The organism is Cellulomonas hominis (assembly GCF_005239125.1).
In the GTDB taxonomy this organism is placed as follows: Bacteria; Actinomycetota; Actinomycetes; order Actinomycetales; family Cellulomonadaceae; genus Cellulomonas; species Cellulomonas hominis_A.
In genome coordinates this window covers 1-22,383 of record NZ_SZYE01000049.1, presented here as the reverse complement: position 1 = coordinate 22,383, position 22,383 = coordinate 1, and the positions used below count along the sequence as shown (strand labels likewise).

Sequence of the window (22,383 nt, the reverse complement as noted above, 5' to 3'; positions counted from 1 at the left end):
GTGGCGCCGGCGCCGGGCGGGTGCGGCGGGCCCGGCGGCCGGGCCCGGGGCGACCGGGGCCGGCGTGGGGGCCGGGGTGGCTTCCGGCTGCGTCATGGGCGGGTCCCTTCCTGGCGTGCCGCGGGAGCGCGGGGGGCCCGTCGTCGTCGGTCTCGGCCCCGATCGTCGCAGATCCCGCCCGCGGGGTCGCCACCCGCGCCGGATGGCCCGGCGCGCGCGCCGGTCGTGGCGGGTGGGTGACACTGGGGCGGCCCGCACCGTCCCGACCTGGAGGTCCACCCGTGGCCACGCCCCCGCTCCCGCCCGACGCCGTCGCGATGCTCCGCCGCCCGAACCCCGCCGTCATGGCGACGCTGCGCTCCGACGGCACGCCCGTGTCCGCCGCCACCTGGTACCTGTGGCGCGAGGACGGGCGGGTGCTGCTCAACCTCGACGGCTCCCGGGTGCGGCTGCGGCACCTGCGCCGGGACCCGCGCGTGACCCTGACCGTGCTGGACGCCGACGACTGGTACACCCACGTGACGCTCGTCGGCCGGGTCGTCGAGATCACCGAGGACGCGGACCGCTCGGGCATCGACAGCCTGTCGGAGCACTACACCGGCCACCCGTACCCCGACCGCGAGAGCCCGCGGTTCTCGGCGGTCGTCGAGGTCGACCGCTGGCACGGCTGGGGCGCGCACCAGAGCTGAGCCGCGGCGGGCCGCGCGCGCCGGGCGGGCTACCCGGCCGCCGACGGGGCCGCCGGCTGGCGCAGCATCGCCCAGGGGCGGGGGCCCGCGACCGGGACCTCGCCGGTCGCCACGAAGCCGAACCGCTCGTACAGCCGGCGGCTCGCCTCGGTGGTCGCCTCGAGGTACGCCGGCAGGCCCGCGGCGTCCACCGCCGCCAGCCGGTGCCGGAGCAGCGCGGAGCCGACGCCGAGCCCGCGCGCGTCGGGGCCGACGGCGATCTCCTCCAGGTACCAGTGCGGGGAGCGCGGCCGGTGCCGCTCGTAGCGGGCGGTCTGCGCGAGCGCCGTCGGCAGGTGCCGCAGGCCGATCGCCCGGACGACCGCGGGGAGGTGGCGCAGCCTCTCCCGCAGGGGTGCCTCCGGCCCGGGCCGGTGCCACACCGCGACGCCGACCGGCGGGCCGCCCGGCGCGGTGCGGGCGACGTCGACCGTCCCCGCCGGCAGCGGCCCGGACCGCAGCTGCGCCGTGTGCAGGGCCACGAGCCGGGCGGTCCGGTCCCGGTCGCCGGGGATCATCGCGCGGATCACCGGGTCGTCGCCGAGGGCGTCGGCGAGCAGCCGGGCGCACGCGGCCGCCTCGTCGGGTCGGGCGGGCTCGACGACGACCGTCACGGCGGGGTCCTTCCGGGGAGGGCGCGGGGGTGCGGCTCGCCCCCAGCATGCCTCGTCGCCGCGGCTACGTCGCGACCCCCAGGCGCCGGGCGAGCGGCACGGCCCGCAGCACCGCGCGCGCGGCCGGGCCCCGCGCGCCCACCAGCAGGTCGACCTGCGGCCGCGCGGCGGGCCACAGCCGCGCCCCGACGGCGTAGTGCGAGCCGAACCCCGGGTCCACGAACGGCGCGTCCGTGGTGCCGAGCAGGTACGTCAGGCCCGCGAGCCGGCCCACCGACCCCGGGCTGAACCGGCGGAACCGCTCGTCGTAGGCGTCGAGCAGCCCGAACCAGCCGCGGCCCGAGCGGACGTGGAACCCGGCCCAGATCGTCTCGCCGCCGGCGGTGAGCCGCAGCGCGTCGAGGTCGCCGTCGCGGCGGAACGCGGCCACCATGTCGCGGAACCAGCGCTCGTCCGCGGCGTCCAGCCCGACCGCCGCGCCGCCCCGGGCCGGGTCGCCCTTCCACCCCGCGGCCTGGAGCGCGACGAACCGGTCGACGGCGGCGGGGTCGTCCGACTCGTCCCGGAGCTCCAGCGGGCCGCCGAGCTCCCGGGCCAGCCCGCGGGCGACGCGCCGAACATTCCGGGCGTCGTCCGTGCGCAGGTGGGCGGTCGACAGCGGCGGGTCCACGACCACCCCCTCGACGGGCGCCGGCACCGGCAGGACGTCGAACGCCGCCCGCGGGGCCCAGGCCCCGACGTCGCGGCTGCGCTCGTGCACCCGCATCCGCCGCCGGGCCGCCACCCGGTCGAGCACCTCGGCCACGGGCCCCTCGGCGGGGAACCGGCGCAGCAGCGCCAGGCCGGGCAGCCCGACGGTCGGCGCGCCGCGCAGCAGGGCGTCCAGGGCCTCGTCCGCCCGGTCCCGGTGCAGCAGCGGGTGGTGCCGGTCGCACTGCGAGGTCATGAACGCGCCGCCCGTGGTCAGCGCGCGGACGGGCAGCCGCGGGGTGACCCGCTTGGTGGTCACCGCGAGCGCGCCCAGCCAGGCCCCGCCCTCGACGGCGGCGAGCACCCGGACCTCGTGCGCGTCCGGCCGGGCGCGGGCGGTCAGCAGGAACCGGGGGTCGAGGCACATGTTCGGCGCGAGCGCACCGGCGGCCAGCGCCTGCCACGCGCGGGCGTCGCCGTCGGTCACCTCGGCGAGCGGGAGGAGCCGGATGTCCATGCGCCGACCGTAGGGCGGCATTTGCCCGGTTTTGTCCTGGTCAGCGGGTGAACCGGCCGGGCGTCACCCGACCGGCCCAGCCGCGCGGCGCGCGCCGCCCCGCCCCACCCGCGCCGACCCGGGCGGGTGGGGCCGGACACGGTCGGCCGGGCGTCGGCGCTACGGCAGCCGCACGTGCTGCGGCCCGAGGTCGGCCACGGTCCGCACGCCCAGCAGCGCCATCGTGCGCCGGACCTCGCGGGTGAGGATCTCGGCCGCCCGGTCGACGCCGCGCTCGCCGCCCGCCATCAGCCCGTACAGGTACGCCCGGCCCACCATCGTCGCGTCCGCCCCGAGCGCGAGCGCGGCCACCACGTCGGCGCCGGACAGGATGCCGGTGTCCAGCCAGACCTCCGCGCGGTCGCCGACCGCCTCCCGCACGTCGGGCAGCAGCCGCAGCGGGACGGGCGCGCGGTCGAGCTGCCGGCCGCCGTGGTTGGACAGGACGATCGCGTCCGCGCCGGCGTCGACCACCCGCCGCGCGTCCGCGACGGTCTGGATGCCCTTGATCACCAGCGGCCCGTCCCAGGACGCCCGCAGCCACTCCAGGTCCGCGATCGTCATCGTCGGGTCGAACAGCTTGTCCAGCAGATCGGCGACGGTCCCGCCCCAGGACTGCAGCGAGGCGAACTCCAGGGGCCGCGTGGTGAGCAGGTTCAGCCACCACGCGGGGTGCATCCCCGCGTCGAGCACCGTCTTCACGGACAGCGCCGGCGGGATCGAGAACCCGTTGCGGGTGTCCCGCAGCCGCGCGCCGGCCACCGGCACGTCGACGGTGAGCTGCAGCGCCTCGAACCCGGACGCCTTCGCCCGGGCCATCAGGTCCTCGCCCGCGGCGCGGTCCTTCCAGACGTACAGCTGGAACCACTTCCGGGCGTCCGGCGCCTCGGCGGCGACGTCCTCGATCGACGTCGTGCCCATCGTGGACAGCGCGTACGGGATGCCGCGGCGCTGCGCGACCCGCGCGACGGCCCGTTCGCCCTCGTGGTGCATCATCCGCGTGAACCCGGTGGGGGCGAACGAGAACGGCACCGCGGCGGGCCTGCCGAGCATGGCGGTGGTCGTGTCCACCTCCGACACGTCCTGCAGGATCGACGGGTTGAACTCGAGCTGCCGGAACAGCGACCGCGCGCGGCGCAGGCTGATCTCGGCTTCGGCGGCGCCGTCGGTGTAGTCGAACACCGACCGCGGCGTGCGGCGCCGGGCGACCGTCCGCAGGTCGGCGATCGTCAGCGCGTCCTCCAGGCGGCGGCGCGTCGGGTCGAGGCGGACCGGCTTGGGTCGCAGCAGCGGCTTGAGCTCGGACCACCGGGGCAGCTGGCGCTCGGTCATGTCGCAGATCCTCTCTCGGGTCGCGGCTCAGCGCAGGAACGCGGCGGCGACGCCGGAGTCCACGGGCACGTGCAGGCCGGTCGTCTGCACCAGGTCCGGCCCGGTGAGCGCGAACACCGCCGCGGCGACGTGCTCCGGCAGCACCTCCTTCTTCAGCAGCGTGCGCTGCGCGTAGTACGCGCCGAGCTCCTCCTCGGGGACGCCGTAGGTCGCGGCGCGCTGCGCGCCCCAGCCGCCCGCGAAGATGCCGGACCCGCGCACCACCCCGTCGGGGTTCACTCCGTTGACGCGGATGCCGTGCTCGCCGAGCTCGGCCGCGAGCAGCCGCACCTGGTGCGCCTGGTCCGCCTTGGTCGCCGAGTAGGCGACGTTGTTCGGGCCGGCGAACAGCGAGTTCTTCGACGCGATGTACACGATGTCGCCGCCCATGCCCTGGGCGAGCATCGCCCGGGCCGCCTCCCGGGAGACCAGGAACGACCCGCGGGCCATGACGTCGTGCTGCAGGTCCCAGTCCCGGGTCGTCGTCTCGAGCAGCGGCTTGGAGATGGACAGCCCCGCGTTGTTCACGACCAGGTCCACGCCGCCGAACGCCAGCACCGCCTCCCGGACCAGACCGGCGACGGCCTCCTCGTCGGTGACGTCCGCGCGCACGGCCACGGCGACGTCGGGCCCCCCGAGGGCCGCGGCCACCTCCTGCGCGCCCTCCAGGTTCACGTCGGCGACCACGACGCACGCGCCCTCCGCGGCCAGCCGCTCGGCGATCGCCTTGCCGATGCCGGACCCGGCGCCGGTGACCAGGGCGACGCGGGTGGCGAGCGGCTTCGGCCTCGGCATCCGCGCGAGCTTGGCCTCCTCCAGCGCCCAGTACTCGATCCGGAACTTCTCCGACTCCGGGATGGGCGCGTAGGTGCTGATCGCCTCGGCCCCGCGCATCACGTTGATCGCGTTGACGTAGAACTCCCCGGCCACGCGCGCTGTCTGCTTGTCCTTGCCGAACGAGAACATCCCGACGCCCGGCACCAGCACGACCGCCGGGTCCGCCCCGCGCATCGCGGGGGAGTCCGGGGTGGCGTGCCGCTCGTAGTACGCCCGGTACTCCTCGCGGTAGGCCGCGTGCCGCTCGCGCAGGTGCGCGACCACCTCGTCCAGCGGGGCGACCGCGGGCAGGTCGAGCACCAGGGGCGAGACCTTGGTGCGCAGGAAGTGGTCCGGGCACGACGTGCCGAGCGCCGCGAGCCGGCCCAGCTCCTCGCGGGCGACGAGGTCGAGCACGACGTCGGTGTCCGTGTAGTGCCCGACCTGGGGCCGGTCCGTCGACGCGAGCCCGCGGATCACCGGCGCCAGGGCCGCCGCCCGGGCGCGTCGCTCGGCGTCCGGCAGCGGCGCGTACCCGGGGCGGATCGCGCCGAACGGGTGCCGGCCCTCGGCGGCCAGCGCCTCGGTGCGCTCGGCGATGAACCGCTCGGCGGTGCGGATGATCCGCAGCGACCGCTCCTCGGCCTCCTCGGACGTGTCACCCCAGGCGGTGATCCCGTGACCGCCGAGGACGCAGCCGATCGCCTGCGGGTTCTGCTCCTTGATCGCGGCGACGTCCAGGCCCAGCTGGAAGCCCGGCCGCCGCCACGGCACCCACACCACCGCGTCGCCGAACACCTCACGGGTCAGCGCCTCGCCGTCCGCCGCGGTGGCCAGCGCGATGCCCGCGTCCGGGTGCAGGTGGTCCACGTGCGCCGCGTCGACCAGGCCGTGCATCGCCGTGTCGATCGACGGCGCGGCGCCGCTGCGGCCGTGCAGGCAGTAGTCGAACGCCGCGACCATCTCGTCCTCGCGCTCGACCCCCGGGTACACGTCGACGAGCGCGCGCAGCCGGTCCAGGCGGAGCACCGCGAGGTTCTTCTCGGTCAGCGTGCCGAGGTCGCCGCCCGAGCCCTTGACCCACAGCAGCTCGACCGGCCGGCCCGTGGCCGGGTCGGTCGCGGTGCCCTTGGCGGACGTGTTGCCGCCGGCGTAGTTGGTGGTGCGCGGGTCGGCGCCGAGGCGGTTCGAACGCGCGATCAGGTCGGCGGCGGGGTTGGACATCGTCGTCTCCGGCTCGTGGGGGATGAATCGATTCACAACCTAAGTGGGTCGCAGGTCCCGCGTCAACGGAGGACCTCGGCGACGCCGGGGAACAGGTGTGGGGGGCAGCGCGGGATGCCAGGGGCGGCGTGTGGCGCGGGCGCGTGGAGCGTGAGGCGCGGCGCGCGGAGGCCCTGGACGAGGTGCGCGGTTCGTGTCGCGGCCTAGGGCGCGGTCCAGGCGGCGATCGCCAGGGGCACGAACAGCAGGGCGGCGACCGCCGCGATGCCGAGGTACACCCGGACCATCGTGCGACCCGCCGCCGACGGCCGCGTACCGGGGGAGCGTCGCCGCAGCCACAGGATCACCACGAGCCCGACGGCCCCGACGACGACGAACGGGAGCGCGAGCAGCACGACGTCGGCCATCCTGCCTCCCTCCCTCGGCAACGCTGCCACGGGCGGGCATCGGTCGCGCGACGGGCGCGTCAGGACGGTAGGGGTGCGTCGTCGGGGCCGGTCGTCGCGTCGTGGTCGCCCAGCCGCACCGCCAGCTCGTCCCCGGTGCTGGTGGGCCTCGATCCGGGCCCGCGCGGCCACGACCCCCGGGTCCGGTCCCGCCCGAGGGCCCGGTCCCGCCCGAGGGCCCGGTCCCGCCCCCCGGACGCCGGTACCGCGCCCCTCACGCCCAGGGCGAGTCGACGCCGAACTCCGTCGCCACCGCGGCGATCTCCTCCCGGGTGAGCCCCTGCGCCCGCCGGCCGGCGACGAGGTCCATGTACTCGTACTTGGCCCCGGTCTCCGCGTACTCGACCCGGTCGACGGCCCGCGTCACCGAGACGTCGGACCGCGACATGGTGCCGTGCTTGGACCACAGCACGATCTCCCGCTCCCGCAGGCCGGCCACGTTGGCGGCCTGGAGCTCGTCGGAGCCGGGGATCATGAACTCCAGCACCTCGACGCCCTGGGACAGCGACACGATGGACTCCGGCTCCCAGCGCAGGATCGCCCGGTTCATCGCGGCCGTGTCCCGGTAGGCCTGGACGTGCGACAGGTAGGTCAGGTGCGGCGGCTGGGCGTGCACGACGGCCTGGAACTCGATGCCGCGTCGGGCGACCTGGTCCTGGTGCACGGCGAGGTGGGAGTTGAACTCCGAGGTCAGCCGCTCGAACAGCCGCCTCGGCGAGGTGTGCAGGGTCGCGGTGGTCCCGCCCTCGTGGATCCGCACGGCCCCGATGGCGGCCTCGGGGTCGGCGGCGATCTGCCGCAGCCGGCGCCCGGACCCGGTGGCCAGCACGGTCCGTCCGGCGAGGGCGGGTGCGGGCAGCGGGAGGGTGATCTCCTCGGTGATCGGGAACCGGCGGCGCACCTCGACGTCCCAGCCGATGTAGACGGAGATGTTCCCGGCGCCGGCCTCGGAGGCGTCGATCGCGCAGATGCGGGAGCCGGCCTCGCCCATGGCGGTGAGCAGCTCGTCGAGCTCGGGGAACGGGGCGTGCAGGGGCATGTCGTGTCCTTCGGCGGGTGCGGATGGCGTTGCTGCCGTCACGGCCACAGGCGCTCCTCGGCCCGTGCCCACGGCTGCTCGGGTCCCCCGGGGTGGTGCGTGACGAGGCCGGACGATGCGCGCACGACCTCGCGCACCGCCGTCAGGCCCCCGGACAGCTCGCCGAGCGCGAGCGCCTGGGTCAGCAGGTTGCCGATCGCGGTGGCCTCGACCGGCCCCGCGACGACCGGCAGGCCGGTGGCGTCCGCGGTGAGCCGGCACAGCAGCGCGTTGCGCGCGCCCCCGCCGACCACGTGCACCACCTGGACGTCGCGGCCCGACAGCGCCGCGGCCTGGTGCACGGCGCGGCGGTAGGCCAGCGCGAGCGAGTCGAGGACGCACCGCGCGACCTCGGCCGGGCGCTCGGGCACCGGCTGGCCGGTCCGGCGCGCCGCCGCCGCGATCCGCGCGGGCATGTCGCCGGGCGGCGCGAACGCCGGGTCGTCGACGTCGACGACGGTGCGCAGGGCGGGCGCGTCGGCGGCCGCGGCGAGCAGGGTCGTCAGGTCCTGCGGGTCGCCGGCGTCGGCCCAGGACCGCAGCGACTCCTGGAGCAGCCAGAGCCCGGCGACGTTCCGCAGGTACCGCACGGTGCCGGCGACGCCGAGCTCGTTGGTGAAGTTCGCCGCCCGCCCCGCCGACGTGAGCACCGGGGCGGCCAGCTCGACGCCGACGAGCGACCAGGTGCCCGAGGAGATCCACGCGGCGGGGGCGTCGCCCAGCGGGACCGCGGCCACGGCCGAGGCGGTGTCGTGCGAGCCGACGGCCACGTGCAGCGCCCCGTCCAGCCCCGGGTCGCCGGCGACCCCCGCGAGGACGGGTCCCAGCACCGTCCCGGGCTCGACGAGCGGGGCGAGCAGCCGCCGCACGTCGCCGGCGGGGGAGGCGGCGAGCGCGTCGAGCACCGGGGGGCTCCACCGGCGGGTCGCGGGGTCGAGCATGCCGGTGGTCGACGCGTTGGTGACCTCGGTGGCCTCGGCGCCGGACAGCCACCGGCCGAGCAGGTCGGGGACCAGCAGCAGCCGGTCCGCCGCCCGCGGCGACGTCGAGCACCCGGCCGCCGACCCCGCGGCGAGCAGCTGGTACACCGTGTTGAACGGCTGCACCTGGCTGCCGGTCGCGGCGTAGTGCGCGGCGGGGGCGAGCAGCTGGGCGAACGCCTCCGCGGCGCCGGCGGTGCGGCCGTCGCGGTAGTGCACCGGGTTGCCCAGCAGGTGGCCGTCGGCGTCGAGCAGGCCGTAGTCGACGGCCCAGGTGTCGATGCCGACCGACGCGACGGGGCCGTGCGAGCGCGCCGCGGCGCGCAGGCCGTCCTGGACGCCCGCCCACAGGGCGAGCACGTCCCAGTGCAGCCGGCCGCCCGCCCGGACGGGGCGGTTGGGGAACCGGCCGGCCTCGTGGGTGGTGAGCCGCCCCGCCTCGAGGCGCCCGGCGAGCACCCGCCCGCTGGACGCCCCGAGGTCGACGGCGACCAGCGCGGGGGGAGTGGGCATCGGCGTCAGGCGCCCCAGCCGGCCTGCTGCCCGCCGACCCGCTCGGCGGCGATCCGCTCGCCGTAGCCCGACGCGGCGTAGGCGGCCACGGGGTCGCGCGGCAGGCCGCGGGACTCGCGCCAGTCCGCCAGCGCGGGCCGGACGTCGGTGTAGAACGCGTCCATGTAGACCGCGTTGGCGGCGAGCACGTCGCCGGCCTCCTGGGCCGCGGTGAGGGCGTCGCGGTCGATGAGCAGGGCCCGGGCCGTCATCTCCTGGACGTTGAGCACCGAGCGGATCTGCCCGGGGACCTTGTCCTCGATGTTGTGGCACTGGTCGAGCATGAACTGCACGTCGGACCCCGGGTCGATCCCGCCGCCGCGCACGACCTCGGCGATGATCCGGAACAGCTGGAACGGGTCGGCGGCCCCGACGATGAGGTCGTCGTCGGCGTAGAACCGGGAGTTGAAGTCGAACGACCCGAGCCGCCCGAGCCGCAGCAGCTGGGCGACGATGAACTCGACGTTGGTGGACGGCGCGTGGTGGCCGGTGTCGAGGCAGACGACGGCGCGGTCGCCGAGGGCGGTGGCGTGCGCGTACGCGGTGCCCCAGTCCGGGACGTCCATCGTGTAGAAGAACGGCTCGAAGATCTTGTACTCGAGCACCAGCCGCTGGTCGGGACCGAGCCGGTCGTAGATCGCCCGCAGCGACTCGGCCAGCCGGTCCTGCCGGCCGCGGATGTCGCCCTGGCCGGGGTAATTGGTGCCGTCCGGCAGCCAGATCTTCAGGTCCCGGGACCCGGTGGCGTCCATGACCTCGATGCAGGCGTAGTGGTGGTCGATCGCCTTGCGCCGCACCGTCGGGTCGAGGTGCGTGAGCGAGCCGAACCGGTAGTCGTCGTCCTGGAACGTGTTCGAGTTGATGGTGCCGAGCCGCAGGCCGAGGTCGTCGGCGTGGGCGGCGAGCTTGCCGAAGTCGTCCACCAGGTCCCACGGGATGTGCAGCGCGACCGACGGGGCCAGGCCGGTGAGCCGGTGCACCTCGGCGGCGTCGGCGAGCTTCTCCTCGACGGTGCGCGGCGTGCCCGGGGTGGTGAACACCTTGAACCGGGTGCCGGCGTTGCCGAACGCCCACGAGGGGAGCTCGATCGCCTGCCGGTCGAGAGCGGCGGCGATCTCGGGGGTGAACGACATGGGTGTCTCCTTCGACGTGTCGATGAATCGTTTCATTGCGACGCCCGCGGAAGCAAGTCCCGCCGCGCCGTCGCGCGAGGTGAATCGGTGCGCCACCCCGGGGACGCGGTCCGGGTGCGGGGCCGCCCGCGCGGCTATGCTGCGCCGGACGGGCCGCGGCACGCGGGGCCCGCGCGGACCCGACGAGGCGGAGGTGAGCGGTGTCGACCTCGGCCACCCGCCGCAGCTCGATCGGCGACGTCGCGCGCCTGGCGGGCGTGTCCGTCGGCACCGTGTCGAACGTGCTGAACCGCCCCGACCGGGTGGCGGCCGCGACCCGCGACCGGGTGCTCGACGCGATCCAGCGCCTGGCCTTCGTGCCCAACGCGTCCGCGCGGCAGCTGCGCGCCGGCACGATCACCACCGTCGGCGCGATCGTGCTGGACATCCGCAACCCGTTCTTCACCGAGGTCGCGCGCGGCATCGAGGACCGGCTGGCCGCGGCCGACCACACCCTCATGCTGGCCAGCTCCGACGACGACCCGGAGCGCGAGGCGCGCTACCTGCGGCTGTTCGAGGAGCACGGCGTCTCCGGGCTGCTGGTCGTGCCCACCGGCGACGACCTCGGCCCGCTCCTGGCGCTCGCGTCCCGCGGGGTGCACACGGTCCTGCTGGACCGCCCGTCGCCGACCGACCTGCTGTCCTCGGTCGCGGTGGACGACGTCGCGGGCGGCGTGCTCGCGGGCGAGCACCTGCTCGACCTCGGGCACCGCTCCGTCGTCATGCTGAACGGCCCGCACGCGATCCGTCCCTGCCGCGACCGGCTGACCGGCCTGCGCCGCGCCGTGGAGCGCCGCGGGCTGGACCCGGACGCGGTCGTGCGCGAGGTGCCGCTGCCGTCGCTGGACGCCGGCGGGGCCGCCGGGGTGTTCGCGGCCCTGCTCGAGTCCGACGACCCGCCGACAGCCGTGTTCTGCGTGAACGACCTGGTCGCGATCGGCGTGCAGCGGGAGATCCGCCGCCGCCGGCCCGACCTGATCGGCAGCATCGCGATCGTCGGCTACGACGACATCGAGGTGGCGGCGGAGCTGGCGACCCCGCTCACCTCCGTCCGGCAGCCCGCGCACGCCCTCGGCTACCGGGCCGCGGAGATCCTGCTGGCACGGTCCGCAGCCGGCGAGCCCGTGAAGCAGCACCAGGTGTTCCAGCCGGAGCTGGTCGTCCGGTCGTCCAGCGTCCCGGCCTGATCCTCGCGGCGGCACGGGTCAGCCCTTGACCGCGCCCGAGGTCATCCCGGCGACGATCTGCCGGTTGAAGATCACGTACATCACCAGCGGCGGGACCGTGATGAGCAGCACGTCCGCGAACAGCAGGTTCCACTGGTTCAGGCCCTGCGACTGGAAGTTGTACAGCGTGAGCTGCACGGTCGCGTTGTCGGCGCCGGGCAGGAAGTACAGCGCGTAGGTGAAGTCGTTGAAGACGGTCACCGCCTGCACCACGACCACGGTGACGATCACGGCGCGCAGCAGCGGGAAGATCACGGAGAAGAACAGCCGCATCGGCCCGGCACCGTCGATCAGCGCCGCCTCGTCGAGCTCGCGCGGGATGGTCGCCACGAACGCGCGGAACAGCAGGATGCAGAACGACAGCCCGAACGCGACGTGCACGGCGATCAGGCCGGCCATCGTCTTGAACAGCCCGATGCCCTGCAGCACCCAGATGGTCGGCACCACGGCGGGCGGGATGATGAGCCCGGCCAGCACCATCGCGTCCACGACGGGGTTCCACCGGCTGCGCCGGCGCTGCACCACGTAGCCCACCATCGCGGCGAGCACGGTCATGATCGCGACCGAGGTCACGGTCAGCACGGTGGAGTTCCAGAACGCCCGGACCAGGATGCCGTCGTTCGACTCCAGGACGGTGCGGACGTTGTCGAGCAGGGCCCACTCGGTCGGGAGCGAGAACTCCAGCAGCGACGCCTCCTGCTGCGACTTCGACGCGGTCAGCAGGACGAACACGAACGGGACGACGAACACCACGGTGCTCGCGAGGATCGACACCGACCCGAGGACCACGCCACGGCGCCTCACAGGGTCACCTCCTTGCGGTTCAGCCAGCGCGACAGCGGGAAGATGATCACGGCGATCACCACGAACAGCACGACGTTCCCGGCGGTGGACAACCCGTAGAACCCGGCCTGGTACTGCTTGTAGATCACCGAGCCGATGACGTCGCTGCTGAACCCGGGGCCGCCGCGGGTCATGGTCCAGATGAGGTCGAACGACCGCAGGCCGCCGATCAGCGACAGCAGCACCACGGTCACGGTGGCCGGGCGCACCAGCGGCAGCGTGATGTTCCGGAAGTTCTGCCAGGCGTTCGCGCCGTCGACGCGGGCCGCCTCGTAGTACTCCTGCGGGATCGCGACCAGGCCGGCGATGTAGATCAGCGTCGCCAGGCCCACGCCCTTCCAGACGTCGACCAGCGCCACGGAGAACAGCGCGAGGCTCGGGTCGGTCAGCCACCCGGGGCCGGTGACGCCGACCCAGGACAGCACCTGGTTCACGGCGCCGTCGAACGGGTCGAGCAGCACCTTGAACGTCACGCCGACGCCGATCGTGCTGACCAGCACCGGGAAGAACACCACCGAGCGCAGGTAGCCCCGCGCGATGATCTGCGAGGTCAGCAGCACGGCCAGCGCGAGGCCGAGCACCACCTTCGCGCCGGAGGTGAGGAACGCGTAGACGAACGTGTTGACGAAGCCCTTGACCAGCGCGGGCTCCCGGAAGAACTGCGCGAAGTTGTCGAGCCCGATGAACTCCGCCGAGTACAGGTCCCAGCGGGTCAGCGCGTACCAGAACGACGCGCCGGTCGGGACGACGAACAGCACCAGGTAGAACACGCCGGCGGGCAGGAAGAACCAGCTGGGGTACGGGCTGCGCCGCCCGGCCCGGCGGGAGTCCCGCCGGGCCGGACGCGACGCCGCCGTGCCCGCGGGGGCGGCGGGGCGCACGAGGGTCATGTCCTACCAGTCCAGGCCGAGCTGCTGGGCCTGCTTGACGACGTCCTCGTCGTAGAGCGCCGCGCCGTCCTCGGCGCTGCGGATGCCGGAGCCCACCTCGACGGTGATCTGCTCCAGGGCCGGGCCCTTGATCGGGGACAGGAACTCCAGCGCGAGGCCGGTGTCGCCGCTGTCGAAGTACGGCTGCATGTCGGACACGAGCGCCGGCACGTCGTCGGGCAGGTCGCACCCGTCCACCACGAACGGGCCGCCGAGCGTCGAGGCCTCGGCCTGGGCGGCGCAGCTGTCCGGCGTGACCAGCCAGGCCAGGAACTCCTTGGCCGCGTCGAGCTGCGGGCCCTCGGTCGTCTTGGGGATGTAGGTGCCGTTCGGCATCCAGACCGTGAGGCCGTTGGCGTCGCCCTGCGAGCTCGGCAGGGGGAAGACGCCGAGGCTGTCGGCCGCGTCGGGGTAGTTCTCGCCGATGGCGGCCGCGACGTTGCCGGTGAGCATCGGGTAGTGCGCCGCCTGACCCTCCGCGAGCATCTTGACCGCGTCGTCGTAGGTGGCGGACGCGAAGTCCTCGTTCATCAGGCCGGCGTCGAACACCTCCTGCAGGTGCTCGAACCCCGCGAGCGCGGGCTGGTCGGCGAACTTCGCGTCCCCGGCCGTGTACGCGTCGGCCCAGCCGGGCTCGGCCGCCTCGACGTTGTAGAAGTCGCCGAGCACCGGGACCTGCGAGGTCCAGGTGTCGCCGTAGGACTGCGCGACGGCGACGAGCCCGGCGTCCTTGATCGCCTGGTTGTTCGCCATGTAGTCGTCCCAGGTCGTGGGGACCTGCAGGCCGAGGTCGGCGTAGATGTCCTTGTTGTAGATCACGGCGCCGGCGAACGAGGCCCCGACCGGCGCGCCGTACAGACCCTGGTCGGTCGAGACGACGGTGGCGAAGTTGTCGTCGAGCGAGTCGACCCAGTCCTCGTCGTCGAGCGGCACCAGGTTCTGGTCCGGCTTGAGCGCCTGGAACAGCGACCCGGAGTTGTACCAGAACAGGTCGTTCATCTCCCCGGTCGCGAGCCGGGTCTTCACCAGGTTGTCGCCCTCCGAGCCGGCCGGGTGCGTCTCCACCTCGATGGTGACGTCCGGGTTCTCCTCCGCGTAGGCGGCCTTGAGTCCGTCCCACAGCTCGACCGAGGCCGGGGTGCTGTCGATGTACACCGACAGCGACGTGGCCTCACCGTCCCCGGCGTCGCCGGAGCCGCCGCAGGCGGTCAGGGCCAGGGCGGCGGCGACCGCCGCCGCGCCGGCCGTCAGGGGTCGGGTCCTGTTCACGCGATACCTCCTCGTAAGGCGCCGGGCGTCGTTGCCCCGACAGTGCTTGAACCGATTCACTGCTGCGGCGAGGCTAGGGGAGGCGATCACCTGGGTCAAGAGTCCTAGGGGTCACGACTTGGCATCGCCCTGCTGCGCGGGGGTGACCCCTTGACGGCGCGCCGCGGGCCGGGCGACGATGCGGGCGCGACGGGTTGAAGCGATTCACCCGGTAGGCGCACCGACCCGCGACGACGACGTCGACGAGAGGACCCACGGACCCATGACCACCTGGCAGGCACGGTTCATCGCGCCCGACGCCGAACTGGACGCCGCGCCGCTGCTCCGGCGCACGTTCACGCTCGACCAGGACCCCGGCGAGGTCGCCTCCGCCGAGCTGCTGCTCACCGCCCTCGGCGTCGTCGAGGCCCGGATCGACGGGCAGCCCGTGTCGGACGACCTGCTCACGCCGGGCTGGTCGGCGTTCGAGGAGCGCCTGCGGTACGCCCGGCACGACGTGACCGCGCTGCTCACCCGGCGCACGCCGACGCTCGGGCTCGCGCTCGGCGACGGCTGGTGGCGCGGGCGGCTCGGCTGGGGCGCGGGGGCGCGGCCGTACGGCGACGAGGTCGCCGGGTTCGCCGAGCTGCGGATCACGTACCGGGACGGCGCGACCCAGGTGGTCGCGACCGACGAGGCGTGGACCGCCGCCGCGGGCGCGGTGACCGCGGACTCGCTCTACGACGGGCAGTCGGTCGACGCGCGGCGGCTGGACCCCGGCTGGGCGGGGCCGTTCGACGGGCCGCCCGCGGCGGACCCGCGGTGGGGCGGCGTGCACCCGGTCGCCTACGACACCGGCCGGCTGGGGCCGTACCTCGCCCCGCCCGTCCGCCGGCTGGGGGAGCGGGCGGCCGAGCGGGTGTGGCGCAGCCCGTCCGGGAGGGTGCTGGTCGACTTCGGCCAGAACCTCGTCGGCTGGGTGCGGGTCCGGGTGCGCGGCACCGCCGGCGACGTGGTGACGCTGCGGCACGCGGAGGTGCTCGAGCACGACGAGCTCGGGGTCCGGCCGCTGCGCGCGGCGAAGGCCACCGACCGGTTCACGCTGTCCGGCGGCGACGACGTGTTCGAGCCGACCTTCACCTTCCACGGCTTCCGGTACGTCGAGGTCGACGGCTGGCCCGGCGGCCCCGACGCGATCGGGCCGGACGCGCTGACGGCGGTCGTGGTCGGGTCCGACCTCACCCGCACGGGCTGGTTCGAGACCTCCGACCCGCTGCTGAACCGGCTGCACGAGAACGTGGTCTGGGGGATGCGCGGGAACTTCGTCGACGTCCCCACCGACTGCCCGCAGCGGGACGAGCGCCTGGGCTGGACCGGCGACATCGCCGCGTTCGCCCCCACCGCGTGCTTCCTCGCCGACGCGTCCGGGTTCCTCGGGGACTGGCTGGTGGACCTGTGGGCGGAGCAGCGCGCGGACGGGTACGTGCCCTACGTCGTGCCGGACCTGATCCGCCGGATGGCCGAGGGGCCCGCGGAGTTCGAGCCCGCCGACGCGACCGCCGTGTGGGCCGACGCCGCGGTCTGGGTGCCGTGGGCGCTCTGGCAGGCGTACGGCGACCGGGCGGTGCTCGAGCGGCAGTACGACTCGATCGTCGACCACGTGCGGCACGTCGCGGGGCTGCTGTCGCCGAGCGGCCTGTGGGACACGGGCTTCCAGTTCGCCGACTGGCTCGACCCGGACGCCCCGCCGGACCGCCCGGACGCCGCGAAGGCGGACAAGGGCGTCGTGGCCACGGCGTGCGCGTACCGGACGGCGGACCTGGCGGCGCGCGTGGCCGGGGTCCTCGGCCGGGACGCGGACGCCGCCGAGCTCGCCGCGCACGCCGCGCGGGTGCGGGCCGCGTTCCGGGAGGCGTACGTGGACGCCGGGGCCCGGCGGGTGCTGTCCGACGCGCCGACCGTCTACGCGCTGGCGGTCGAGTTCGGCCTGCTCGACGACGAGGAGCGCGGCTGGGCGGGCGACCGGCTCGCCGAGCTGGTCGCCGCGGCCGGCCACCGGATCTCGACCGGGTTCGCCGGCACGCCGTTCGTCACCGACGCCCTCACCTCGACCGGGCACGTGGACACCGCCTACCGGCTGCTGCTGCAGCGCGAGGTGCCGTCCTGGCTGTACGCCGTGACGATGGGCGCGACCACGATCTGGGAGCGGTGGGACTCGATGCTGCCCGACGGCACGATCAACCCCGGCGAGATGACGTCGTTCAACCACTACGCGCTCGGCGCCGTCGCGGACTGGCTGCACCGGGTCGTCGGCGGGCTCGCGCCCCTCGAGCCGGGCTACGCGCGGGTGCTGGTCGCGCCGGTGCCCGGCGGCGGCCTCGAGTGGGCCCGGACCACCCTGGACACCCGGCACGGGCGGGTGCGGGTGGAGTGGCGGCACGCGGACGGCGGGCTGGCGGTGGACGTCGAGGTGCCCGACGGCGTCGAGGCGGTCGTGCGCCTCCCGGGGCGGCCGGACGAGGTCGTCGGGGCGGGGCAGCACCGCGTCCTGGCGGCGACGCAGCCGCTCCCTGCTCCGAGATAGGACCACGGCGCCGAGTGAGGGCGGTGCGCTGTCCTCCCTCGGCGCGGGGTCCGGTCCGCCGGCGGTCGGGCCGGGTCAGCCCGCGGCCGCGCGCGCGATCCGGTCGACCGCCTCCGTCAGGACCTCGGGGGAGCAGGCGAGGTTGAGGCGCGCGTGGCCGGCGCCCTGGGCACCGAACGCCGGGCCGCTGGTCAGGGCGACCCGGGCGTCGGCGAGCACCCGCGCGGCCGGGTCGTCGCCCCAGCCGAGGGCGGACAGGTCCAGCCACGCGAGGTAGCCGGCCCCGGGGCGCCGGAACCCGACCCGGGGCAGCCGCTCGGCGAGCAGCGCGCCCAGCAGGTCGGCGTTGTGCTCGATCGCGGCGATCGTCTCCCGCAGCCAGTCGCGGCCGTCCGTGAAGCCCACCCGGGTCGCGATCGCGCCGAGGTGGCCGGTGCGGCCCGTGACCTCCTCGGGCAGCCCGCGCACCAGGTCCGCCATCGGGCCGCCGTCGGCGACGACCAGCGCGCACTTCAGCCCGGCCAGGTTGAACGCCTTGCTGCCGGACTCGGCCGCGACGCCGTGCGCGCGCGCCGCGTCCGACACCGCGAGGTACGGGGTGAACGTCCGGCCGGCGTGCGTCAGCGGGGCGTGGATCTCGTCGCTCACGACGAACCCGCCCCGCCGTTCGACCACCGCGGCGAGCGCGGCCAGGTCGGCGCGGTCGTGCACCAGCCCGAGCGGGTTGTGCGGGTGGCAGAGCAGGACCCCGCGCGCCGCGCCCGACGCGAGGGCGGCGTCGATGCCGTCGAGGTCGAGCCGGTGCGTGCTGCCGTCGTCGAGCAGCGGCACCTCGACGACCGTGCCGCCGGCCTCCGGCACCAGGTCGGAGAACGGCGGGTACACCGGCGGCGTGATGACGACGCCCTGCCCGGGCGCGACGAGCCGGCGCAGGGTCTCCACGATGACGACGCTGACGTCGGTGGTGGTCCGCATCCGCGCCGGGTCGGGGGACCAGCCCCAGGTGTCCGCGGCGTACGCGGCGAACGCCTCCGGGACCCCGCCGCCCGAGGCGGGCACGTAGCCGGTGTCACCGCGGTCCACGGCCTCGCGCAGCGCCGCCGCGACCGGCGGGGCCAGCGGGTAGTCCATCTCGGCGACGAACATCGGCAGCACGTCGTCCGGGTAGGTCGCCCACTTCTCGCTGCCGCGGCGGCGCAGGACGTCGAGCGGGTGGGCCTGGGTCATCGGGGGCACGTCCCGCAGGGTAGGCACGGGTCGGCACGCGGTGCACCCGACGGGGCGACCTCGGGGCACGTCGCCCCAGGGGGCAGCCGACGCGTCGAGCGGGTACCCGCCGTCTGCTCGCTCGACGCGTCGGCTACCCGCTCGACGCGTCGGGCGGCACCCGCTCGGCGGGCGAGGACGCGCCGGGCACGCCGGCCGGCCCGTCCAGCCGGACCGCGACCAGGGCCACGTCGTCCTCGCCGGGGCCGCCGGGCAGCTCGGCGAGCAGGGCGTCGCACAGGGCGTCCAGGTCGCGGCCCGCGTGCCTGCCCAGCGCGGCCTGCAGGTCGCGCAGCCCGTCGCGCAGCGGGCGGTCCCGGCGCTCGACCAGCCCGTCGGTGTAGAGCAGGACCGTCGACCCCGGCCCGAGGACCGTCTCGTGGTCGGCGCGCGGCCGGTCCGGGTGCAGGCCGAGCAGCATGTCGGGCCGGGGCCCGTCGAGCACGCGGACGGTGCCGTCGGCGTCCACGACCATCGGCGGCGGGTGGCCCGCGCTGGACCAGCGCAGCCGGGTGACGCCGGCCGCGCGCTCCGCGGGCGTCTGCTCGACGCGCGCCACGACGACCGTCGCCAGGGCCGGGATCCGCAGCGTGCGGACCGCGGCGTCCAGCAGCGTCAGGACGTCGGACGGGCTGTTCCGGGTGACGACCGCGATGGCGCGGAGCATCGACCGCAGCTGCGACATGAGCGCCGCCGCCTCGACGTCGTGCCCCACCACGTCGCCGATGACCAGCATCGTGCCGCCGTCGTGCTGCGGGAACGCGTCGTACCAGTCGCCCCCGACGCGGGCGGCCTCCGCGGCCGGCTGGTACCGGACGACCACCTGCAGGTCGTCCGGGCGGACCGGTGCGCTGAGCAGGGTGCGCTGGAACGAGGCGGCGACGTCCCGCTGGCGCCGGTAGAGCCGGGCGTTGTCGAGGGCGAGCGCCGCCGTGGCCGCCACCTCCACCACGGACGCGACCTCGGCCGGCTGCAGGGGCGGGCGGTCCGGGCCGTTGAACAGGCTCACCGCGCCCAGGGTGCGGCCGCGGCTCTTCAGCGGGGCCACGGTCAGCGAGGTCGGGGCGAGGTGCTCGACGAGGTCGCGGGCGGGGCCGGGCGCCAGGACGCGGTCCAGCGCCTCGACCGCGGCGTCGTGCACGTGCACGACCGAGCCCGAGTTGATCGCGCGCATGAGCATCGAGCCCGGCACGAGGGCCCCGATCCGCTCGAGGGCGTACGCCGCGACGAGCTCGCGCCGGTCCGGGTCGGCGTGCCACCAGCCGACGTCGCGCAGCCGCCGCCGCGGCGCCCGGGACTCGTCGTCCTCGACCAGCGTCACGAGGCACCAGTCGGCGACGGCGGGCACGAGGAGCCGGGCGAGCCGCCGCACCGCCTCGTCGGCGTCCATCGTGCCGCCGAGCTGAGCGGCCACCGCCGGGACGAGCGGCTCCCGCTCGTCCGTCGTCTCCCGCACCCCGCCACTCCTCGTCCCCGGCACCCGCCCCGCTGCTGGAGGAGGGTTGCTGCGGCAGACGGTACGACAGCGCCCCGCGCCCGCGCGCGCTCAGCGGCCCCGGTCACCCCGGGGCGCCGTCACCAGCGCAGCGTGAACCAGACGACCTTGCCGCCGTCCGGCGCGGGCCGCCAGCCCCACGCCGAGGTCACGGCGTCGAGGATGTGCAGGCCGTGCCCGCCGGGCAGGCCCTCGCGGCCGCTGCGCCGGCGGGGCGGGACCGTCGCGGCGGCGTCGCCCACCTCGTAGGTGAGCGTGCGGCGCGCACCGACGACGCTGACGGTGATCGTGCGCGTCCCCGGGGCGTGCCGCAGGGCGTTGGTGAACGCCTCGCTCATCGCGAGCTGGACCGCGTCCACGACCTCGCCCGGCGCACCCGCCGCGCTGGCGCGCTCCATCGACCAGGCGCGGGCGCGCGCGAGGGACGACGCCGACGACGGGAAAGCGCGCTCCTCACCGCCACCTGTCCCGTGCACCCGCCGACCGTAGCCGACCGCGCGGGGCGACGCCCCGCGGACACGGCCACCCACCCGGGCACTCACCCCTCCCCTCACCCGCGGGCGGTCCGGGCCTCGGCGCGACGGCCGGCCGTGCCGCCCGCATACTGACCCCGTGACGACGCTCCCGACGCCCGCGGGCGCCCGGCGGCCCGCCGGTCGCCTGCACGTCGACCCGGCCCGGCCCGCGGTGCTCCTCGCCGAGGGCGAGATCGACATCGACGTGGTGCACACGCTGGCCGGCGAGCTGGGCGTCGACGAGGTCGGCGCGGGCCGGGTGCTCGCGGCGGCCGGCGTCGAGGAGGTCGACCTGAGCGCGGCCACGTTCATCGACTCGTCCGCGCTCGCCCTGCTGGTCTCGATCGCGCCGCACCGGCGCCCCGACCGGCTCCGGGTCCGGGGGGCGACGGGCGCGCCGCTGATGACGCTGCAGGTCACGGGGCTCGACGCGGTGCTCGACCTGGTGCCCGCCGGGGCCTGAGCCCCTGCGTCACACCCCCGCCGCCGCGCGCACGCCCGCGCCGGCACGCCGCGTGAGCGGGGCCCGCAGCCCGAGGTGCTCCCGCAGCGTGGTGCCCGCGTACGCGGTGCGGTAGGCGCCGCGCTCCTGCAGCTCCGGCACCACCCGGTCGACGATGTCGTCCAGCCCGGACGGGATGATCCACGGGCTGATGTTGAACCCGTCGACCGCGCCCGTCCGGACGAACCGCACCAGCTCGTCGGCGACCGCGGACGGGGTGCCCACGAAGCCGCGCTCCCCGGACACCCGGATGACGAGCTCGCGGATCGACAGCCCCTCGGCCTCGGCGAGCGCACGCCACCGCGCGGCGACCTCGTGCGTGCGGGCCCCGGTGGTGGACGAGCCGCCCTCGCCCCCGAGCTCGGCCACGACCGGGTCGTGCGCGGGCAGCGGGCCGTCGGGGTCGTAGCCGCTGAGGTCCTCGGCCCAGATCGTGCCCACGACGTGCAGGGCGGTGGCCGGGGTGACCTGCTGCCGGGCGACCCAGCGCGCCTTCTCCTCGGCCTCCGCGGCCGTGTCGCCGACCACGACCGCGGTGCCGGGGACGATCTTCACGTCGTCCTCGGGCCGGCCTGCGGCCACGACCCGGGCCCGGATGTCCGCGGCGAACGCCAGCGCGTCGGCGAGCACCGAGCCGTGCCGGGAGAAGATCACGTCCGCGGACCGCGCCGCGAAGTCCCGGCCCTGCGGCGAGTCGCCCGCCTGGAAGACGACGGGGTGGCCCTGCGGGCTGCGCGGGGTGGTCGGGTCGATCTCGACGTCGAGCAGGTCCCCGTGCGCGGCGACGTGCGCGACGGGCCCGTGGTCGTCCGCCGGCCACGCGTCCCAGATGCGGCGGGCGGTCGCGAGCACCTGCTCGGCGCGGTCGTACCGGCGGGCGTGGTCCAGGTAGCCGCCGCGGCGGAAGTTCTCCCCGGTCCACGCGTTGTCGGTGGTGACGACGTTCCAGGCGGCGCGGCCGCCGGACAGCACGTCCAGGCTCGCGAGCCGCCGGGCCAGGTCGACCGGGTCGTTGTACGTGGTGTTCTGGGTGGCGACCAGGCCGATCCGCCGGGTCACGGCGGCCAGCGCCGCGAGCTGGGTGATCGCGTCCGGGCGGCCGACGACGTCGAGGTCGTGCAGCCGGCCCCGGCTCTCCCGGAGCCGCAGGCCCTCGCCGAGGAAGAACGCGTCGAACAGGCCGCGCTCCGCGGTGCGGGCGACCCGCTCGAAGGACGTCACGTCCGTCTGCGAGCCGGACTCGGGGTCGGACCAGACGGTGGTGTGGTTGACGCCCTGGAAGAAGACGCCGAGGTGCACCTGGGCGTCGGGCCGGGTGATCGGGTGCGGGGTCTGCTGGGTCACGGCGGGCTCCTCAGGCGGTCGCGCGGGTGCTGGTGGCGAAGCGGTTCTCCGGCCGGGCGAGGCCCAGGTGCTCGCGCAGGGTGGCGCCGGGGCGCGGTGCGGCGGTGCGCCGGTCGGCGCGCAGCGCGGGCAGCACGTCGCGGGCGAGCACCGGCAGGTCCGCGTCGAGCGCCGCGGCGAGCAGCCGGACGCCGGCGACCGCGG

The 22,383-nt window shown here is 75.7% G+C and carries 19 protein-coding genes and 1 pseudogene; 4 read left to right on the top strand and 16 right to left on the bottom strand.

Features of this window, described 5'->3' with window-relative positions:
- Nucleotides 1-281: 281 nt before the first annotated feature.
- Entirely contained in the window at nucleotides 282-689 is a 408-nt protein-coding gene (locus FA014_RS08345) for a PPOX class F420-dependent oxidoreductase (protein ID WP_154729228.1), read from the top strand.
- Between the two features lie 29 nt (nucleotides 690-718).
- On the opposite strand, the gene FA014_RS08340 is transcribed toward FA014_RS08345, so the two are convergent.
- From FA014_RS08340 to rhaI, 8 genes are all read right to left on the bottom strand, one after another.
- The gene (locus tag FA014_RS08340; protein WP_154729227.1) at nucleotides 719-1,342 is read right to left on the bottom strand and encodes a GNAT family N-acetyltransferase; all 624 of its coding nucleotides are present in this window, start codon (nucleotides 1,340-1,342) and stop codon (nucleotides 719-721) included.
- A 64-nt stretch (nucleotides 1,343-1,406) separates the two neighbouring features.
- Nucleotides 1,407-2,549, bottom strand: coding sequence for a GNAT family N-acetyltransferase (locus FA014_RS08335; protein WP_195969213.1), 1,143 nt, complete (start codon nucleotides 2,547-2,549; stop codon nucleotides 1,407-1,409).
- A gap of 159 nt (nucleotides 2,550-2,708) precedes the next feature.
- Entirely contained in the window at nucleotides 2,709-3,920 is a 1,212-nt protein-coding gene (locus tag FA014_RS08330; protein ID WP_154729225.1) for an alpha-hydroxy acid oxidase, read from the bottom strand.
- A 27-nt stretch (nucleotides 3,921-3,947) separates the two neighbouring features.
- The gene (locus tag FA014_RS08325; protein ID WP_154729233.1) at nucleotides 3,948-5,999 is read right to left on the bottom strand and encodes a bifunctional aldolase/short-chain dehydrogenase; all 2,052 of its coding nucleotides are present in this window, start codon (nucleotides 5,997-5,999) and stop codon (nucleotides 3,948-3,950) included.
- A gap of 203 nt (nucleotides 6,000-6,202) precedes the next feature.
- Nucleotides 6,203-6,406: a hypothetical protein gene (locus FA014_RS08320; RefSeq protein WP_154729224.1), complete on the bottom strand. Its 204-nt coding sequence runs from the start codon at nucleotides 6,404-6,406 to the stop codon at nucleotides 6,203-6,205.
- 253 nt (nucleotides 6,407-6,659) lie between these two features.
- Complete coding sequence (locus FA014_RS08315) at nucleotides 6,660-7,484, bottom strand: class II aldolase/adducin family protein (RefSeq protein WP_154729223.1); 825 nt, start codon at nucleotides 7,482-7,484, stop codon at nucleotides 6,660-6,662.
- A gap of 38 nt (nucleotides 7,485-7,522) precedes the next feature.
- Entirely contained in the window at nucleotides 7,523-9,016 is a 1,494-nt protein-coding gene (locus tag FA014_RS08310) for a rhamnulokinase (RefSeq protein ID WP_154729222.1), read from the bottom strand.
- 5 nt (nucleotides 9,017-9,021) lie between these two features.
- Nucleotides 9,022-10,188, bottom strand: a complete 1,167-nt coding sequence (gene rhaI, locus FA014_RS08305; protein WP_154729221.1) for an L-rhamnose isomerase — start codon at nucleotides 10,186-10,188, stop codon at nucleotides 9,022-9,024.
- 200 nt (nucleotides 10,189-10,388) lie between these two features.
- Between rhaI and FA014_RS08300 the strand changes: the two genes are divergently transcribed.
- Complete coding sequence (locus FA014_RS08300) at nucleotides 10,389-11,414, top strand: LacI family DNA-binding transcriptional regulator (protein ID WP_154729220.1); 1,026 nt, start codon at nucleotides 10,389-10,391, stop codon at nucleotides 11,412-11,414.
- Between the two features lie 18 nt (nucleotides 11,415-11,432).
- Here FA014_RS08300 and FA014_RS08295 read toward each other — a convergent pair whose 3' ends face one another.
- The 3 genes from FA014_RS08295 to FA014_RS08285 are packed head-to-tail and all read right to left on the bottom strand — an operon-like array spanning nucleotide 11,433 to nucleotide 14,494.
- Nucleotides 11,433-12,257: a carbohydrate ABC transporter permease gene (locus FA014_RS08295; protein ID WP_230322974.1), complete on the bottom strand. Its 825-nt coding sequence runs from the start codon at nucleotides 12,255-12,257 to the stop codon at nucleotides 11,433-11,435.
- On the bottom strand, nucleotides 12,254-13,186 hold the full coding sequence (locus FA014_RS08290; RefSeq protein ID WP_154729219.1) for a carbohydrate ABC transporter permease: 933 nt from the start codon (nucleotides 13,184-13,186) through the stop codon (nucleotides 12,254-12,256). Before FA014_RS08290 ends, FA014_RS08295 begins: the two co-directional genes overlap by 4 nt.
- Before the next feature lie 3 nt (nucleotides 13,187-13,189).
- Complete coding sequence (locus FA014_RS08285; RefSeq protein WP_230322973.1) at nucleotides 13,190-14,494, bottom strand: ABC transporter substrate-binding protein; 1,305 nt, start codon at nucleotides 14,492-14,494, stop codon at nucleotides 13,190-13,192.
- Between the two features lie 262 nt (nucleotides 14,495-14,756).
- Between FA014_RS08285 and FA014_RS08280 the strand changes: the two genes are divergently transcribed.
- Nucleotides 14,757-17,057 (top strand): alpha-L-rhamnosidase, encoded by a 2,301-nt coding sequence (locus FA014_RS08280; protein ID WP_154729218.1) that lies wholly within the window; start codon nucleotides 14,757-14,759, stop codon nucleotides 17,055-17,057.
- 75 nt (nucleotides 17,058-17,132) lie between these two features.
- On the opposite strand, the gene FA014_RS08275 is transcribed toward FA014_RS08280, so the two are convergent.
- From FA014_RS08275 to FA014_RS08265, 3 genes are all read right to left on the bottom strand, one after another.
- Nucleotides 17,133-18,284 carry a MalY/PatB family protein gene (locus FA014_RS08275; RefSeq protein WP_154729230.1) on the bottom strand — a complete coding sequence of 384 codons (1,152 nt, stop codon included), beginning with the start codon at nucleotides 18,282-18,284 and terminating at the stop codon, nucleotides 17,133-17,135.
- A 133-nt stretch (nucleotides 18,285-18,417) separates the two neighbouring features.
- A complete protein-coding gene (locus FA014_RS08270) occupies nucleotides 18,418-19,779 on the bottom strand; it encodes a PP2C family protein-serine/threonine phosphatase (protein WP_230322972.1) in 1,362 nt (453 codons plus the stop codon).
- 119 nt (nucleotides 19,780-19,898) lie between these two features.
- Nucleotides 19,899-20,294 carry an ATP-binding protein gene (locus FA014_RS08265; RefSeq protein ID WP_154729217.1) on the bottom strand — a complete coding sequence of 132 codons (396 nt, stop codon included), beginning with the start codon at nucleotides 20,292-20,294 and terminating at the stop codon, nucleotides 19,899-19,901.
- A 136-nt stretch (nucleotides 20,295-20,430) separates the two neighbouring features.
- Here FA014_RS08265 and FA014_RS08260 point away from each other — a divergent pair, with 136 nt between their 5' ends.
- The gene (locus tag FA014_RS08260; RefSeq protein WP_154729216.1) at nucleotides 20,431-20,796 is read left to right on the top strand and encodes an STAS domain-containing protein; all 366 of its coding nucleotides are present in this window, start codon (nucleotides 20,431-20,433) and stop codon (nucleotides 20,794-20,796) included.
- A 9-nt stretch (nucleotides 20,797-20,805) separates the two neighbouring features.
- Here the strand turns inward: FA014_RS08260 and FA014_RS08255 are convergent, their stop codons facing one another.
- Nucleotides 20,806-22,179 carry an NtaA/DmoA family FMN-dependent monooxygenase gene (locus tag FA014_RS08255; protein ID WP_154729215.1) on the bottom strand — a complete coding sequence of 458 codons (1,374 nt, stop codon included), beginning with the start codon at nucleotides 22,177-22,179 and terminating at the stop codon, nucleotides 20,806-20,808.
- Nucleotides 22,180-22,189: 10 nt separating this feature from the next.
- A pseudogene (locus FA014_RS19930) lies at nucleotides 22,190-22,383 on the bottom strand (LLM class flavin-dependent oxidoreductase); the annotation flags it as partial.

Bases quoted from the DNA above. Each gene is read 5' to 3' on its own strand.
- FA014_RS08335 (WP_195969213.1), bottom strand. From the start codon at position 2,549: ATGGACATCCGGCTCCTCCCGCTCGCCGAGGTGACCGACGGCGACGCC.
- FA014_RS08330 (WP_154729225.1), bottom strand. From the start codon at position 3,920: ATGACCGAGCGCCAGCTGCCCCGGTGGTCCGAGCTCAAGCCGCTGCTG.
- FA014_RS08325 (WP_154729233.1), bottom strand. From the start codon at position 5,999: ATGTCCAACCCCGCCGCCGACCTGATCGCGCGTTCGAACCGCCTCGGC.
- FA014_RS08320 (WP_154729224.1), bottom strand. From the start codon at position 6,406: ATGGCCGACGTCGTGCTGCTCGCGCTCCCGTTCGTCGTCGTCGGGGCC.
- FA014_RS08315 (WP_154729223.1), bottom strand. From the start codon at position 7,484: ATGCCCCTGCACGCCCCGTTCCCCGAGCTCGACGAGCTGCTCACCGCC.
- FA014_RS08310 (WP_154729222.1), bottom strand. From the start codon at position 9,016: ATGCCCACTCCCCCCGCGCTGGTCGCCGTCGACCTCGGGGCGTCCAGC.
- rhaI (WP_154729221.1), bottom strand. From the start codon at position 10,188: ATGTCGTTCACCCCCGAGATCGCCGCCGCTCTCGACCGGCAGGCGATC.
- FA014_RS08290 (WP_154729219.1), bottom strand. From the start codon at position 13,186: ATGACCCTCGTGCGCCCCGCCGCCCCCGCGGGCACGGCGGCGTCGCGT.
- FA014_RS08280 (WP_154729218.1), top strand. From the start codon at position 14,757: ATGACCACCTGGCAGGCACGGTTCATCGCGCCCGACGCCGAACTGGAC.
- FA014_RS08275 (WP_154729230.1), bottom strand. From the start codon at position 18,284: ATGACCCAGGCCCACCCGCTCGACGTCCTGCGCCGCCGCGGCAGCGAG.